We start from the raw sequence: 15,534 nt of genomic DNA on the forward strand, positions 1-15,534 counted from the left end.
ACCTACTATACGAGGGAGTTTATCGAATACTTACTTACAAAACAATGATAAAAGGATTGAGGAAATAAAGAAAGAGCAGGAAGAAATACAGAATATGTTTCTACAGGAAAGTAAATTTAAACCGGGTGATCTGGTACAGGTTGATTATAAAATAAGCAATGCTACTTTTAAAGTTCGTGGCTGGATTTCCCGGATTACATTCTGGAAGAATTGCCCGTATTATCACCTGAATTTACCCAAGAAAGACGGTTCCCGCGGATTAAGGGTTAAAAGTATATGTGACGGGGTACTGGAAAATATAACAAGCATTTCACATATTAAATTAGAAGACTTAAAAGGAGGTGCCAAATGAATACAAATAATCCTGATATCCTATTTTTCGTTAGACGTGAATACGGTGCGCCTTCCATTGAATTAAGAGCATATAAGGTGGAGAAGGTAAACGAAGAATTTGCTTTCCTCGAACTTGAACGTTTACGGCTGGTTGTTTTTTCCGGTGATTTTCAGTCTGTATCACTTCATCACGAGTACGGTAAAAGCAACTGTTTGTATAATAGTGCTAATAATATACCGGATTTGATGAAAGACATGAAGAGGTGGCAGTTATCACCCATTGACAGGCGTAATTACGAACGGTTTAGAAAAGTCGCCCTCGGAATATACCGGCAGGCCGGAATAATTGATTTCACTACCTTAGAGACTACACCGATTAAAAACGTCTAAAGAAAGAATTATTATGAAAGATATAGAAGTAAACGGCGCACATATCACAGATGAAAGTGCCGAAATATTGAAGCAGTGGCAAGTTAAGACGGAAGCGGTTTCCGCTTGTTACATCGAAGTTATTGAGGACCTAATCGATTTTCTAATAGAGAAAGGAGATGAAAGTACACCAACAAATGAGGTGTTGAGAAGGATTCAATTATTACGTATGATGAAAAAAGACATCGAAAAGTTGTCTAATCCTTAATATTAATTTTAATATACCGGCTGAAAAGGCAGCCGTTGGGTTTAAGTCCCAGGTTAGGGTTTGTTTGTGCCGGGGTGGTTCCCGGCACTCTTTTTTATGTCCTTTTCGTCGGTGTCCGTTCTTCCCACCTTTGCAGTAACCAATTATTCAAGTTATGAAAATAGGAACAGACAAATGGAAGCATTTCGGAATTAATTACGCTATATGTGCCCTGTTGGGTGATTATGGTGTTCCCTTTGCCCTGGGTGTTTCACTGGGTAAAGAATACGGGGATGAAATGTCCCCCTGTAATAAATGGGACTGGAAGGATATTCTGGCAGACCTGGCCGGGATCGTGGCGGGTTATTTGACGCATGTATGTATCTTCCGGATTATAATGTAAAATTTTCAACTCTATCAATATGACGGAAACGATAATTACAGCGATTATTACGGCTCTTTGTACGGGTGGCCTGACCTGGTTATTCACCCTCCGATATACCCGTAAACAGGCGGAAGCTGACGCCATGAAGTCAGTACAGGAGGTTTACCAGGAACTGATCGAAGACATGAAGAATGACCGTAAAGAATTGAAACAGCGGATCGACGATGTAGAGAACCAGTACCGGGAACTCCAGCAGAAATGTAACGAAATGGAAAAGGATATCAGGCAGAACGCCCGTGTAATGGATATTATGAAGCCATTCCTTTGCGGGGTGAAAAATTGCCTGAACCGTAAATCAATCACTTTTGATACTACTAATAATTAACGACTTAATAAACATGAAACATGGAATCATACACTTATTTATTTTTATTTGTTTTGCAGCTTGTTTTTACGGTTGTCGTTCTCCTCGCTCTGCTACACGAAAAACGGTTACAGAAGCAACTGGAGAAGAAAAACAAACAACTACTGACGGAGTTATCGAACTTGCGCGAAGAGATTCAAGCAATGACAAACACACACTTCACGTTCACCGGGAGGATAGCACGCATATCCGAATCAACTATGACAGCCTTGGCCGAATTAAAGAAATTGATTTCAGCAACCGAAAAACTGAAAAAAGAACTGGAAAGAATCAAAGCAGCTCCTTCCAGGAACATAAAGAAACTACCAGTCAGCAGGAAACAACCGTTACCCGTAAATCCGACGTTAGGCAGCAAAGCCAGGAAAAAGAAAAGGTTACAAACGGGTGTAGCTTATGGACGTTCCTAAAATTCATGTTTTTCTTTTTATCCTTCTGCCTGGTACATGATAACTGGGGCAAGATTAAAAATTTTATCCGCCGGCTATGGAAAAAATAAACCTTTATGTAGCGGTAGAACAGATGAAGCGGATTACCATTTCCGGAGGAACCTTTTCTATTAAATTCCGGAAATGGAACCGGCAGACACGGGACGGCGGCGACATGGTGATACTCACGGCCGCCCGTTTGAGGAAAAAGGCAACGGATGAAAGCATCGAAAATTCAAGCTATAAACTATTTCTGACGGACACCACAACGGGCCGGCCGCTGAATTGCTGGGAATGTCTGGTAATGGAGTTCAACGGGAAAAGAATAACGATTTAAGAGTATGGAAATAAGACGAAGCGGCAACTTTGGAATTATAGATACCGGCAGTGATAAGGGGCTGATCTCCTTTTCTATCGGTGGCCGTGGTAAAGGTTGGGAGCCCTCCAGCATCCAGTTAAACCGGCGGGGTGCCTTTTTTTCACGTAAGATCAGCGTAAACGGTACCTTTATCGTTCCCATGGGTGACAATAACGACATGCCGGGCGAGGTCATGCGCTTACTGGATAAATTCTACGCCGGTGAAGGCATTATGGGCAAAATAGCCGGTTTGCAGTGGGGAGAAGGCCCGCGGCTGTATGAGGATGCGATCGACGAAGAGAATAACCGTTTTTACCGGCGTTGGAAACTCGATCCGGAAATAACCGCCGACCTGGAGTCATGGGATTACACGACGGTTCTTCACCGTTCACTCGTAGACCTGACACACATGCAGGGCTTTTTTATAAAGTTTGTCCGGAACCGTGCGCCGCGTGTGGGCAATCCCGGGCGTTTGGTACGGCTGGAACACATTCCCTACCAGAAAGCCCGCCTGGTATATCCGCCCGACGGTGAGGATGAACCGCAGGAAGTACTTGTGGGCGACTTTCCTTATCCTGATCCGGCTTATACTTACCGTTACCCGGTCTTTGATCCGGCCCACCCGTTCAAATATCCGGTTTCCGTGAAGTACTATAATATCTATTCCTTTTGCAAGGATTTCATGAGTACACCGCGTTTTCTGGGTGCGCTTGACTGGCTGGAACTCGCCGGCGGTCTGGCCGCTATCCTTATCGCCTATAACGAGAACGCCTCGGCTATTTCCCTACACATCGAATCGCCGCAGTCTTACTGGGACCGTGCGGAAGCGCGTATTAAACAGGTTTGCGAGCGTACGGGCGAGAAATACACGGCCCAAATGCTGGAAGATTTCAAGGACGAAGCTATGGAGAAATTCGCCTCCAACATTACCGGAAGGCAGAACGCCGGGAAATACATGCACACGACCAAATTCTGGAATCCGGAAGCGAATAACTTTGAGGGCTGGACGGTTGAGCCGCTGGATAAGAAGATAAAGGATTATGTGGACGCCCAAATTAAGATATCCAACAAGGCGGACGCAGCCGCCACTTCCGGCTTCGGTCTTGATCCGGTACTTTCAAATCTGATTATAGAAAACAAACTTTCTTCCGGATCGGAGAAATTATACAGCCTGAAAGTGTACAACGCTTCCGAAACGGCGATTCCGGACATGATCCTTTGTAAGCCGTTACAGCAGTATATTAATGCCAATTTTCCGGGTACTACTACGAAAGTGGGGCTTTATCGTACCATAGTGGAAGCGGAACAGAACGTTTCACCCTCTAACCGTATGAAAGAAAATGCGTAGTCTGTTTTTTACACCGAAAACGGAAGATGTGCCGGAAGAACCGATAAGCGACCGGCAACCGGAAGAGGACCGGGCCGATAACATCCCGGACAAGCATATAAAGGCCCGCCGGACGAAAAACGTTCATTTTGACCGGCGGATAAAATCGGAGCTGCACCTGGAAGAGTGCTTGCCCTGGCATTTTGAGAAAGGGGCGGCTTATCACTGTATCAGTCATGGGGACGTTGATAGTCTTACTTATCTTCGTGTGATCGTGAAGCAACAACCGGTGGAATATGTTCTAATTTCTACCTGGTGTATGGCAATTACCGATGTTAAGGAGGTGGAGAAATGGCTGGAGAGAAAAGATATAGGGCACGCGGATTTTTATGTAGGTGAAATCTTTCAAGGTTCCTACGCGGATGTTTATTTATACCTAAAGAACGTGGCGGAACGTTTCGGATCGCGTGTCTGTATCTTCCGTAATCACTCTAAAGTAATGGCCGGTTTTGGTAACGCTTTTGATTTTGTAATAGAAAGCTCGGCCAATATAAACACCAATCCGCGAACGGAGCAGACCTGTATAACGATAGATACCGGGCTGGCCCGCTTTTATAAAGAGTTCTACGATGAAATAAACAATTTCACGAAAGATTTTGATAATTGGAAACCATATACTCTAAAAAGAGATCAAGCAAATGACGAAGTTATTTAATAAAAGCGGTGACGGGGCCGGTGAAATAGTCCGTGTCCTGGGCCTGATCGATAATGATCTTGATTTTACCAAGTGGGAACCTATCTTACCGCTGGGGATTCGGGATTTACAGGCTATCATCGGGGCGGAACCTATAGACGCGGTAGATAAGTATTACCGTGAAGATCATGCGGACGGCACGGAATCGGACGGCATGGCGGAAACTTTGCGGCTGATGCAGCAGGCGGTGGCGATGTTTACCTGGTTAAAGGTTATTCCCACTTTGGACGCACAACACGGAACGGCCGGACGTGGCAAACATCTTGGGGAGAATGAAACGGGCATGACCGCCTTACAGGAGTTCAAGGATGAAGAGAATATCCGGAACCTGGCTTATGAAGCCGTAGACGCGTTGGTGGAGCTGCTGGATCGCGAAAAGTTTGATTTCTGGATGAACGGCATTAAGAAAAAGGCTATAAACCGGCTTCTTATTCAGAATAAGGAAACGTTCGATGAATATTATAATATCGGAAGTCACCGGCTTTTCCTGGTGCTTATTCCTATGATCCGGGAAGTCCAGGACGGGCAGATAATACCTGTTATCACCCGGAACCGTTATAATAAACTGATTGAAGGCGATACCGTTTTAACGGAGAAATTGCTGGAGTATGTACGCCGTCCGCTTGCACTTCTTACCATAAAAAAGGCCGTTGAACGTTTACCGGTGGAAGTTCTGCCTAGTGGAATCGTACAGGTACAGCAGAGCACAACCGTACGGGATAAATTGCGGGCGGAAAAAGAGGCCCGGCAATCGGTTGCTAACAGTCTGGAGCAGGACGCGGCGGCTTACCTGGATGTATTGCAGGATATCATCCGTGAACTGGATGCAGAATCGGAAACGGTGGATTATTATGTACCGGGCGTTACCGTACAATCTAAGGGAATAACTTTTTAATGTCCGGACATGGAGAAGTTTACATATAATAGTAAGACGGTGGAGGTTCCTTCCTGCCTGGATGAAGTCAGCAGTGATCAGTACCGGCAGTTTCTTATATTGGCGGTACTAATGAACCGCGGTACGATCAGCCCCGGACAGTTCCGCGTAAAATGGCTTTCTTTTCTTCTGGGCATGAAAGCGGATTACACCATGTACCGGCGTGAGATCATCCGGGAGCTGGACGGCCAGTTGGAAAAGCTGGACGGCTTTTTCTCTTATACGACCGGTAAGGAGGGCGAGCGGATCGTTACGCCCATTCTGAAAACCGGGCGTAACCTGATGCAGGATTTCGGGGGCTGGCATGGTGTCGGTGACATGTTGAACGGTCTTACTTTCGGTAACTTTTGTGATTGCCTGGATTTGTTGCAGCAAAGCAAACAGGCGGTGGCGGAAAAGGACGATCCGGCTATAAATGAAATCTTCCAGGATATCACGTTAAAGCTTTACCGGTACAAGGACCTGGAGAAGACGCCGGCCGTTCCTTCCTTGCTTGCCATTCATGCGGTAAATCTCTTTTCCGCCGTTTGGGAAATGGTTCTTTCCGGACCGGTTTATATTGGTGGTGAAGCTATCGACTTCCGGATATTGTTTCAGAAGCTGGCATCCGAGGACCGGAAGGCGGACGATAAAACCGGCTGGACCGGAATAGTCTTTGAAGTGGCGGCTTCCGGTGTGTTCGGTAATAAGAAGGAGGTGGACGATACGCCCTTCTGGGACGTATTGCTTTATCTGTATAAATGTAAGTTTGAGTATTTGCACCAAAAACGTAACAAAAAATGAGAACGACAACAGGAACAAAAAACAAGATCAAGAAATTCGAGGGGTTACGCCTGAAAGCGTATGTATGTGCCGCGGGAGTATGTACGATCGGTTACGGTCATACGACCGGTGTAAAACCGGGTGATGTTATAACCGAGGCCCAGGCCGACACTTTCTTTGAATCGGATATCAGGACGGTAGAAAACCAGGTGAACGCGCTTCCCCTTCATTTGGGACAGTACCAGTTTGACGCGGTAGTAAGCTTTTGCTTCAATGTCGGTATCGGAAAATTCAAGAAATCAACGCTTTATAAGAAAATCAGAGCGGATGCGTATGATTCATCCATACCGGCAGAGTTTAAAAAGTGGATATACGGGGGCGGTAAGATTCTTCCGGGGCTTGTTACCCGCCGTGAATGGGAAGCGAAACGTTATCAGGGATTGACGATATGATAAATATAAAGGTTTACCGTGAATACTGGGAAGGCGTGCAAAAACGTATTCCTGAAATAAAGAAGGTGCTGCCCGTTACCATTGACGAGGAAATGAGTAAGACGATACAAGGACTATCTAAAGGAGAATGTCCGGTGCTCTTTATTCTGATCCCGTCGGGAACGGGTGCCAGCCTTTCGGCTGATAATGTGAGGGAAAACAATTTATGTGTTATTTTCCTTATGAGCAAGTACGATCCCCAACGTAAAGGAGCTTATGAGACTATCGAAGAGGTGCAGCCGGTTATGGAGCGTATCAAACAAATGCTGATAGAAGATTCTGCCACCGGTTGCCCTGTTACTAAGGAACTGGATTTAACCAGTCTTTCCACTCTTCCGGAATCCGGCTTTTACCGGACGTTTGCAGGGTGGAGCCTGGCTTTTTCATTTAAAACAAGATGATAATGGATGCTTCTGCGTGGTTTTGGTTAGCTGTCATAGCAGGTATTATTACAATAGGTGTAAATGATGCGCTATGCACCTATTGGAAATATAAATATACCTCAAACAAGAAAAATGAAACTGTTAAGAACGAATCCGGGAAAAGGCACATTATTTCCGGATTTTCAAAAAATGAATAACTGAATGGCCGAGAATTTTAAAACGGATTTCTTTACCGATCGGATCGGGCGTGGAATACAGGACATATTTCAGGCCCAACTGGATATCGCTACCAAGCGGATTTACCAGAAAGGCCGTGAACGTAAGAAAGTACAAGGAACCGGGGAAATCATACAAGGGCGATCCGGTGCATTAATGGCCGCACTACAGAATCCGAATTATTCGGTCATTCCGGACGGCGAAGGGGTAATCGCCCGTTCTAACCTTCCATTATATACCCGCTTCCTGGATATGAAGGAACACGGTAATTACCAGATTTATAACCGGCAGATATACGGGATTCTGTATCATGATACACTTGGAAAGGTTAAATATGAATATCAGGATTATATAAGGGAAAGGGTAAAAGAAATGTTTGCCAGTTCGCTAAAATAGGTAATAAAATTAATACCTAAATATTTGCAGGTAATGATTTTATTACCTATCTTTGTATCAGTAACCAATAAAACAAAGTTTATGCCTGAAATTTGTAGATTCTTCGGTATTATTATATTCCTCTATTGGAAAGATCATAATCCGCCGCATATTCATTTTACTTATGCTGATTATGAATGTTCTATTAGCGTATTGGACCGGATTGTGGACGGTCAGGCTCCAGCTAAAGTTATCGCAAAGGTTAATGAATGGATTAATTTGCATGAAGCAGAAATACTTTCTCTCTGGGAGAAGGCCCAAAAAGGGGAAAAAATAGATAAAATAGAACCTTTAAAATAAACAGCTTATGTTACGAGTTATAGATGTGGATTATATTAGGAATTACGAGCTTCTTGTTACTTTCAGTGACGGGAATAAAAAGATCGTGAATTTGGAACCTTATCTTACAGGTGAGGTTTTCGGGGAATTATTGGATAAGGAAAAATTTGTTCAATATGGTTTAACCCGTGCCACTATTGAATGGGCCAACGGTGCAGACCTTGCACCGGAGTTTTTATACGAAATTGGTATAGCTGCATAATTTTGGACCTTATGGATGATTGTTTGGCTATTCAAGATAAGAAGGAAGAAACTTTCTTATATCGGATTTTTATTTCTCACCCGGAATTAAATGCTTCTGCGGTGGCTCGACGTATGGGAATAAGTCAAAGCCTTATGTCTCAATACATAAGTGGAATAAAAAAGCCCTCACAAGAAAGGGAGGCCCTAATAGTAAATACTATTAAAGATATCGGTAAGGAACTAATGATGATTGTATGACATACGAAGATATTTTATTTCTGATCGGCTTTTTCCTGGTAATAGCTTTTTTCGTTGGATGTAAGCATAAACCGACTACTTTATTCGGGTGGCTTGCTTTTGCCTTTCTTTCCTTTATCGTGACGCCTCTTATATCAGTACCTTTAACCTGGTACGTTTGCCGGATGCTCGATCGGGTAACAATTAAGGATAAAGGATATTTTGATCCTTCGGATTTTACATTTAAGAGATAAAGTACTTTCTTCTTAGTATAATAAGCCTGTAGAATGGTTCTACGGGCTTTTTTTATGTCCTTTTCCGCCACTTTATACCAGGATAATTTTGCCTTATAAAATTTACTCTTATGGCAAAATTAAAACCTGACTATATCGAATGGGTGTTAACCCTGAACGCCTCCGATGCGCAAAAGGAAATACATAATCTTTCAGAAAAGAACAAGGAGCTCCGGGATAGCAATAAGGAGATAAAAAAATCTATGACCGAACTTATCGCCACCGGGAAAGCTGGCGGTAAACAATGGAAAAGGCTTGATAATCAACTGAAAGAAAATAATAAGACGATCGGCGAGAATAACAAGAAGATTGCCGAATGTGAGAAACGGCTGGATAAAACCACCATGAGTGCCAACCAGCTGGCAAGGAAGGCAAACGCCTTGCGGAAAGAGCTTCGCGATACGGTGAAATCCTTGCAACCGGAAAAGTATGCCGCCCTGGAGAAGGAACTGAAAGAAGTTGAAAAAGCGTACGGGCAGGCCACGAAAAAGGCGGAAGGTTTCGGCGGTTCCCTTCTTTCCCTGAATAAGATAAAAACGGTTCTGGCCGGTGTATTTGTCACTATCGGCGCAATGATAACCGGGCAGATTGTCGGGGGGCTAAGGGATGCGATCAGTACTATTATAGAGTTTGAGAAGAAAAATAGTACTTTGGCGGCTATCCTTGGAACCACGAAAAAGAGTATCAAAGATTTAACGGATGAAGCACGCCGGCTGGGTGCCACTACTTCTTATACGGCTGCACAGGTAACGGAACTTCAGATAGAGCTTGCCAAGCTGGGATTTTTCAAAGAGGATATTAAAGCGATGACGCCTTCCGTGCTGAAATTCGCTAAGGCGGTGGACACGGATCTTGCCTCGGCTGCTACGCTTGCCGGTGCAACATTGCGTATTTTCAACCTTGATGCGGAAGATACGGAACGGGCTGTTTCTACTATGACTATGGGATGTAACGCATCCGCTTTAAGCTTCGAGTACTTAAATACGGCAATGTCTATTGTTGGGCCGGTTGCTAATTCTTTCGGATTCACGATCGAGGAAACGACCGCCCTTTTGGGGGCTTTGGCAAACAGCGGTTTCGACGCTTCATCGGCAGCGACGGCAACACGTAATATTTTGCTTAACTTGGCTGACGGTAGCGGTAAACTTGCACTTGCCCTTGGTGGTCCTGTAGATAACTTAGAAGACCTTGTAAAGGGGCTGAAAAAGCTGAACAGTGAAGGAATAGACCTTAATAAGGCACTGGATTTAACGGATAAACGTTCGGTTGCCGCATTTAATACCTTTTTAAATGGTACTGATACCGTTTTAAATCTCCGTGATGCAGTAACAGGAGCCGAAGAGGGATTTAATGCCATGGCGGAAGAAATGGGTGATAATGTACAAGGTTCCCTCAATACATTAAGTTCAACTATCGAAGGGGTAGTTTTACGTTTCTATGAATCAAAGGGTATTCTTCGGGATTTAATAGACCTTGTTACGCTTATGGTGGAAGGTGTGGGAGGTATGATTGACATGTTTAATAAATGGGGTGTTGTCACTTATACCGTTACCGCCTATTTGGTTTCTTATTATGGAGGACTGAAAATCGCTACCATGTGGCACGCCCGTTTTAAAACGGCGACCCTTGCTTCGGTCGTTGCAGAGAAAGCGCACGCAGTACAGCTTTATATCAGCCGGGCGGCTACTCTGACTTATGCAGCAGCCCAGGCACTATTACACAAGAATACTACCAGATGTACCGCTGCCCTTCGGTTAATGAGGATCGAACTTTTGAAGAATCCATATACGGCCCTGCTCGCATTACTCGTGGCAGCCGGGGTGGCTATTTACCAGCTTGCAAAGAAGACGAAACAGGCTTCGGCAGCAATGAAGGCCCACCAGGAAGTTGTAAAGAAAGTGAATGAAGAGTATTCCAGCCAGGAGGCAAAAATAAAAACTCTTGTAGCTGCTATCAATGACGAAAATCTTTCCAACTACACCCGTAAGCAAAGGCTCGCTGAATTAAAAGAACTGATACCGGATTATAATGCGGAATTGAATGAAGAAGGCAGGCTCATTAATAACAATAAAGAGGCTATAGATCAATATTTGGTTTCCTTGGAAAAACAAATTAAGTTGAAGGCTTACCAGGAGGAACTGGAAGAATTGTACAGGAAAAAAAGGAACCTTGAAAGCCAGGAAGCAGAACAAAGCGACGCTTACTGGGACACTCGCCAGCAAAATACACTGTCAGGATATAACCGGAACAGCCTTACCGCTAAAATAAGCCGTTTATTTGGTACGGAAAAAGAGGCTAACCAGTTAAAAGCCCTACAGACAACACAGAAGGATTTGGCCGGTATAGAATCAGCTATCGCCCAGATCAATAATGATATATTAAAAACAGAGGCGACGGCCACTTCATTAACCGGGACCAATAAAGAAAATATAAATACTGAAACATCCCTCATAAAGAAACTGGAGGCGGAAAAGAAAAAGGTTCAGGAACAATGGACAGAAGACAGCGAAGCGAATATCGCCAAGAAGAACAAGGAAATAGAACGTATCGACACCGAAATAAAACGTTTGAATGAATTAGGTAAAGTCAAAAAGAAAGCGGAAGCCGGGGAGTATAAAAATACGGAAACGGACGCTACATTAAAACCTCTGGAGATCGAGCACGAAAAACGTATGCTTCTTATCAAACAGAACCGGGAGAAGGAAAATAAGACGGAAGCCCAGTACATTCTCGAAGGGACAGCGGAAAATCTTCGCTATTACCGGGAACGTATCAACGCACTCCAGAAGCTGGAAGCAAAGACCCCGGCCAAAAAGAAGAAGTTACTCGATGAAATCCATAAGCTCGAAACGGAAGCCCAGGCTGCTATTTTTACGGAAACTGGTAAGCAGGAAGACGCCCGTATAAAACAGGTACAGGAGAAACGGGACGAACGGATAAAGATTGAAACCGCCTATTACAATGTCCAGAAGGACACTATGGAAAAAGCGGTATTAAACCAGAGTATAACGCAGGAAGCAGCCGACGCCTATATGCTGGAAGTTGAACAGGCACATACGGCGGAACTTCTGGAGATAAACCGTACCTATCTGGATGATGTAAACGCCCTGGAGATCACCAGCAGACAAAAGCGTATAGATACCGTTACGGAAGCGGCCGACGCCGTACGTGAAACCGAGATGCAACTATTACGTGACCGAGCGGCCATTGCTCAAAAAGTACGTGAAATAACTTCCGTTCCGGTAGGAATAACCGGTATGCAGGAAATACACCGGAAGCAGGTTCAGGATGTAGAAACGACTTATAATGCTATAATTGAGATAGCGAGACAGGCGGGAATTTCTACCGTTGGTTTGGAGAAACAGAAACAGCAGGAAATTAGCCAGCTTGAATTTGAATACCAGAATAGTTTATACCAGATTCAATCCCAGATCGGTGTATCATGGGCGCAGGAATACCAGAATGAACTGGCCCTGTTAAAGAATCTGCACGATCAGGAATTAATAGACGAAAAGACATACCAGCGTAAAAAACTGCAAATGCAGATGAATAACGCTAAAAAATACTTTGACTATTATTCCGGCCTTTCCTCTTCCATGGTGGAAGCTATTCAGCAGGCCGAAATCGACCAGGTGGAAGCAAAATACGATGTTCTCATACAAGAAGCCGAAAACAACGGGGAAGATACTGCCGCTCTGGAAGAAGAGAAGGAAAATAAGAAACTGGAGATTCAAAAGAAGTATGCGGATGTAAACTTTGCTATCAAGTGTTCCCAGATCATAGCAGATACAGCCGTTTCGATTATGAAGGCGTACGCGGACTTAGGACCGATCGCCGGAACCGTTGCTGCAGCAATGCTTGCGGCTACTGGTGTGGCCCAGCTTGCATCGGCCAAAGCAGAACGGGACAGAATTAAAAACATGTCCCTGAAAAACACTACCGGCAGCAAGACCGCCACGGCCGAACGTGTTGTTTCCGGTTCTTCCAGTGGTGGATATTCGGAAGGTGGTTACACCGGTCCGGGTGGACGCTATGAAGTGGCCGGCGTAGTTCATAAGGGGGAATATGTGGTACCACAGCCGGAAATGAATAATCCTAAAGTAATCGACGCTGTTAGCACTATCGAAGCGATCAGGCGGCAGCGTACCAATGCGAACCCGTTGCCACAGAATCCGGGTGAATATGCGGAAGGCGGTTACGTTACCTCTTCTGCGGGGGATTCTTCCTACCGGGAGTTCCTGGAAGCGGCAAAGGAACTTCGCGCCTCCTGTGAGGCTATCAAATTGATAAAGGCCTATATCGTTTATCAGGATTTGGAGAAGGCCAAAGAAACTATAGATAACGCCCGCGACACCTTTACACGCGGAAAATAAGTAATCATTATGCTAAAGATTAAGACGAACAAAGGTTATCTGGATTTAGGGGGTGACTTTACCGTACAGATTGATGAAAAATCCCCTGTCATGAACGACCGGGGATCGCAAACCGTACCGGTTACGGTTCCATGTACCGGCAACAATGCTAAAATAACCGGTTTTGCTCACCGTCTGGACATGGGTATAAAGCCGATGAATGAAGATCAGGCATGTACAGTATTGGACGGAGCATATAAACGTACCGGGAAGATAAATATTGTTTCCGCCGGTAAAAAAGAAGGTATTACCCTTAACATCGGCTTTGACAATTCGGAAGCCTACAGCGCATGGAAAGCAAAAAAATTAAATGCTATTACGTTACCTGTGAAGGAGTATAGCAGCGTTAATTCTCTTTGCGCACATTTGCAACAAGTTTTAGGAGGTTATCAGACTGATTATGCCGTATTTCAGATTATGACCGGTAACGATTCGAAAGATAATCAGTTTTACCCTAAATACTTGAACTATATCACACCTGTATCAGAAGGAAGTAAAGTATATCGCTTACGTTATCAAGCAAGAACAGAAACTTTTTTAGTAAATGGTACTCCGACTGCAGTAACACTTCCGGAAGGTTACGGCGTAACGGCTTTTTTATATGTATGGCGTGTACTGGAACTTGTTTTTTCCGAATTTGGATATACCATAACCGAAAATCCTTTTAAGACGAACAAGGAACTTTCTAACCTGGTAATATTGAATAATGCGGCCGACTGTTGTGTTAAAGGGAAACTTTCTTATGCCGATTTGATGCCGGATTGCACGGTAGAGGACTTTTTAAACGCCCTACATGTGCGTTTCGGACTGGTTTATAATGTTTCTTCCGATACGAAAACAGCCACGTTAAGATTAATCCGGGATATTGTGGATGATGTTCCGGACATTGATTTATCCTGTAGTTTGACGGATGAACCTTTAATAACTTATGAAACAGCCCGACAAATGAAGTTATCGGCTAAAACTTCCTTTACCGGAGCCGCTCCTTCCGTTGAACGGTTTGAAGACTATTTAAAGGATCAGGAAGTGGCCAGACTGGCGAAAGTTGACATTACCAAAAGGGTGATACATCTAAATTATGAGGAAACGACGGGGCGGTGGTTCAAATGGGATGAAGACAACAAACGCCTTACTTATTCTTCATCGAGTTTCTTTTCCTGGGATCGGAAAACCGACAATATCGAAGATAACGAATTAACCAGCGACGACGAATGCGTTCCAATGGATTTTGCCCCGAATGATATCCTTTCCCCTCAATATCTGGCCGATTACGTTCACCGTTATACATATCTTAAAACATCCTCTAATAATGATGATGAAGATTCGGAAAAAGTAGAAACGCCTTTATCCTTCGTGTTTGCTTTTACATCCTCACAGAATAGTAAATATCCTTTCGGTTCCGTACTGCCCTATACTTCCGAGGGTGAGGAAGTCGTATTAAAAGACGGAAGTAAACATACGATATCACTTTTGTTTCAATATAAAAACGGTCTGTTTATAAACTTCTGGAAAAAATATGATGCTATAATAAGACACTCTTTCAACCAGGTAGAAACGAATGTCCTGTTACCGGTCCACCAGCTTATGAGTATGGATATATTGACACCTGTAGCACTTCGGGGGCAGTACTTGCTTTTTGACGGGCTTTCTTATTCACTTCCGGCAAATAAGATTGTACCTGTCGAGCTGACATTAAGAACGCTTCGGTTAATAGCCCCCTATAATCTTGATGAAGAACATTATATTAAAGATTTTGGAAGTATTTTATATGTCTGGAAATTGGTTCGTAATACCCAGGCGGAAGTACAAGAAAATAAAAAGCAAGAGGTATTAAACTACTTGACAGGTTTAGGCTTTACCATTGTTAATGATCGTTTCTGGACCATAACAGACGGTTTTATTAATCCCAATACAGATGATTATATAATAGATAATCCACCAACTTCTGAAAATGACACCCTAACAAGATACTATCAGTTTCAGTTAAGAGTGAATATAAATTATATACAAAATGATCCGGAAGCTACTACTGGAACTTACAATGATACATTTACCCTTACTTATATAGGGGAATTTATATCGATAGTGTATTCCGGTTAATTCCGTCCTTTATTCTTCCTTTCATAACCCCAACTTTTGCACCATGGAAAAGCAGAATAATATCATACTTGCTCCGTCCACGTCACAAGTAACGGAGCTTTATAATCTCTGGAGGGAAAACCATTCG

General features: G+C 43.8%; 20 protein-coding genes. All 20 read left to right on the forward strand.

Features of this window, described 5'->3' with window-relative positions; genetic code table 11:
* Window positions 1-7 precede the first annotated feature (7 nt).
* Window positions 8-352, forward strand: coding sequence for a hypothetical protein (locus HMPREF2794_RS07350; RefSeq protein ID WP_070751284.1), 345 nt, complete (start codon window positions 8-10; stop codon window positions 350-352).
* Entirely contained in the window at window positions 349-723 is a 375-nt protein-coding gene (locus tag HMPREF2794_RS07355) for a hypothetical protein (protein WP_070751259.1), read from the forward strand. Before HMPREF2794_RS07350 ends, HMPREF2794_RS07355 begins: the two co-directional genes overlap by 4 nt.
* Before the next feature lie 13 nt (window positions 724-736).
* Complete coding sequence (locus HMPREF2794_RS07360) at window positions 737-970, forward strand: hypothetical protein (protein WP_055218039.1); 234 nt, start codon at window positions 737-739, stop codon at window positions 968-970.
* A gap of 154 nt (window positions 971-1,124) precedes the next feature.
* Window positions 1,125-1,352 (forward strand): YfiM family lipoprotein, encoded by a 228-nt coding sequence (locus HMPREF2794_RS07365; protein ID WP_070751260.1) that lies wholly within the window; start codon window positions 1,125-1,127, stop codon window positions 1,350-1,352.
* Window positions 1,353-1,371: 19 nt separating this feature from the next.
* Window positions 1,372-1,719 (forward strand): hypothetical protein, encoded by a 348-nt coding sequence (locus tag HMPREF2794_RS07370; protein WP_055218043.1) that lies wholly within the window; start codon window positions 1,372-1,374, stop codon window positions 1,717-1,719.
* Between the two features lie 13 nt (window positions 1,720-1,732).
* Window positions 1,733-2,254, forward strand: coding sequence for a hypothetical protein (locus HMPREF2794_RS07375; protein ID WP_210403597.1), 522 nt, complete (start codon window positions 1,733-1,735; stop codon window positions 2,252-2,254).
* Window positions 2,242-2,520 (forward strand): hypothetical protein, encoded by a 279-nt coding sequence (locus HMPREF2794_RS07380; protein ID WP_004318191.1) that lies wholly within the window; start codon window positions 2,242-2,244, stop codon window positions 2,518-2,520. The genes HMPREF2794_RS07375 and HMPREF2794_RS07380 overlap by 13 nt, the downstream gene beginning before the upstream one ends.
* 4 nt (window positions 2,521-2,524) lie before the next feature.
* A complete protein-coding gene (locus HMPREF2794_RS07385) occupies window positions 2,525-3,889 on the forward strand; it encodes a hypothetical protein (protein ID WP_070751262.1) in 1,365 nt (454 codons plus the stop codon).
* Window positions 3,882-4,583 carry a hypothetical protein gene (locus tag HMPREF2794_RS07390; RefSeq protein ID WP_070751263.1) on the forward strand — a complete coding sequence of 234 codons (702 nt, stop codon included), beginning with the start codon at window positions 3,882-3,884 and terminating at the stop codon, window positions 4,581-4,583. The genes HMPREF2794_RS07385 and HMPREF2794_RS07390 overlap by 8 nt, the downstream gene beginning before the upstream one ends.
* Entirely contained in the window at window positions 4,567-5,517 is a 951-nt protein-coding gene (locus tag HMPREF2794_RS07395; protein WP_070751264.1) for a DUF6712 family protein, read from the forward strand. The genes HMPREF2794_RS07390 and HMPREF2794_RS07395 overlap by 17 nt, the downstream gene beginning before the upstream one ends.
* Window positions 5,518-5,526: 9 nt before the next feature.
* Complete coding sequence (locus HMPREF2794_RS07400; protein WP_070751265.1) at window positions 5,527-6,339, forward strand: hypothetical protein; 813 nt, start codon at window positions 5,527-5,529, stop codon at window positions 6,337-6,339.
* Window positions 6,336-6,770, forward strand: a complete 435-nt coding sequence (locus tag HMPREF2794_RS07405) for a lysozyme (protein ID WP_070751266.1) — start codon at window positions 6,336-6,338, stop codon at window positions 6,768-6,770. Before HMPREF2794_RS07400 ends, HMPREF2794_RS07405 begins: the two co-directional genes overlap by 4 nt.
* Entirely contained in the window at window positions 6,767-7,210 is a 444-nt protein-coding gene (locus tag HMPREF2794_RS07410) for a hypothetical protein (protein WP_070751267.1), read from the forward strand. Before HMPREF2794_RS07405 ends, HMPREF2794_RS07410 begins: the two co-directional genes overlap by 4 nt.
* Window positions 7,207-7,389, forward strand: a complete 183-nt coding sequence (locus tag HMPREF2794_RS28870; RefSeq protein ID WP_070751268.1) for a hypothetical protein — start codon at window positions 7,207-7,209, stop codon at window positions 7,387-7,389. Before HMPREF2794_RS07410 ends, HMPREF2794_RS28870 begins: the two co-directional genes overlap by 4 nt.
* A 4-nt stretch (window positions 7,390-7,393) precedes the next feature.
* Window positions 7,394-7,804 (forward strand): hypothetical protein, encoded by a 411-nt coding sequence (locus HMPREF2794_RS07420; RefSeq protein WP_070751269.1) that lies wholly within the window; start codon window positions 7,394-7,396, stop codon window positions 7,802-7,804.
* A 33-nt stretch (window positions 7,805-7,837) separates the two neighbouring features.
* Entirely contained in the window at window positions 7,838-8,143 is a 306-nt protein-coding gene (locus HMPREF2794_RS07425) for a DUF4160 domain-containing protein (protein WP_070751270.1), read from the forward strand.
* Window positions 8,144-8,150: 7 nt separating this feature from the next.
* Window positions 8,151-8,384, forward strand: a complete 234-nt coding sequence (locus HMPREF2794_RS07430; RefSeq protein ID WP_004303370.1) for a DUF2442 domain-containing protein — start codon at window positions 8,151-8,153, stop codon at window positions 8,382-8,384.
* An 11-nt stretch (window positions 8,385-8,395) separates the two neighbouring features.
* A complete protein-coding gene (locus HMPREF2794_RS07435) occupies window positions 8,396-8,623 on the forward strand; it encodes a helix-turn-helix domain-containing protein (RefSeq protein WP_070751285.1) in 228 nt (75 codons plus the stop codon).
* Between the two features lie 343 nt (window positions 8,624-8,966).
* Window positions 8,967-13,268, forward strand: coding sequence for a phage tail tape measure protein (locus HMPREF2794_RS07445; protein WP_070751272.1), 4,302 nt, complete (start codon window positions 8,967-8,969; stop codon window positions 13,266-13,268).
* A gap of 9 nt (window positions 13,269-13,277) precedes the next feature.
* On the forward strand, window positions 13,278-15,407 hold the full coding sequence (locus HMPREF2794_RS07450; RefSeq protein WP_070751273.1) for a hypothetical protein: 2,130 nt from the start codon (window positions 13,278-13,280) through the stop codon (window positions 15,405-15,407).
* The last annotated feature ends 127 nt before the right edge of the window (window positions 15,408-15,534 follow it).

The organism is Bacteroides sp. HMSC067B03, from assembly GCF_001811315.1.
GTDB lineage: Bacteria > Bacteroidota > Bacteroidia > Bacteroidales > Bacteroidaceae > Bacteroides > Bacteroides faecis.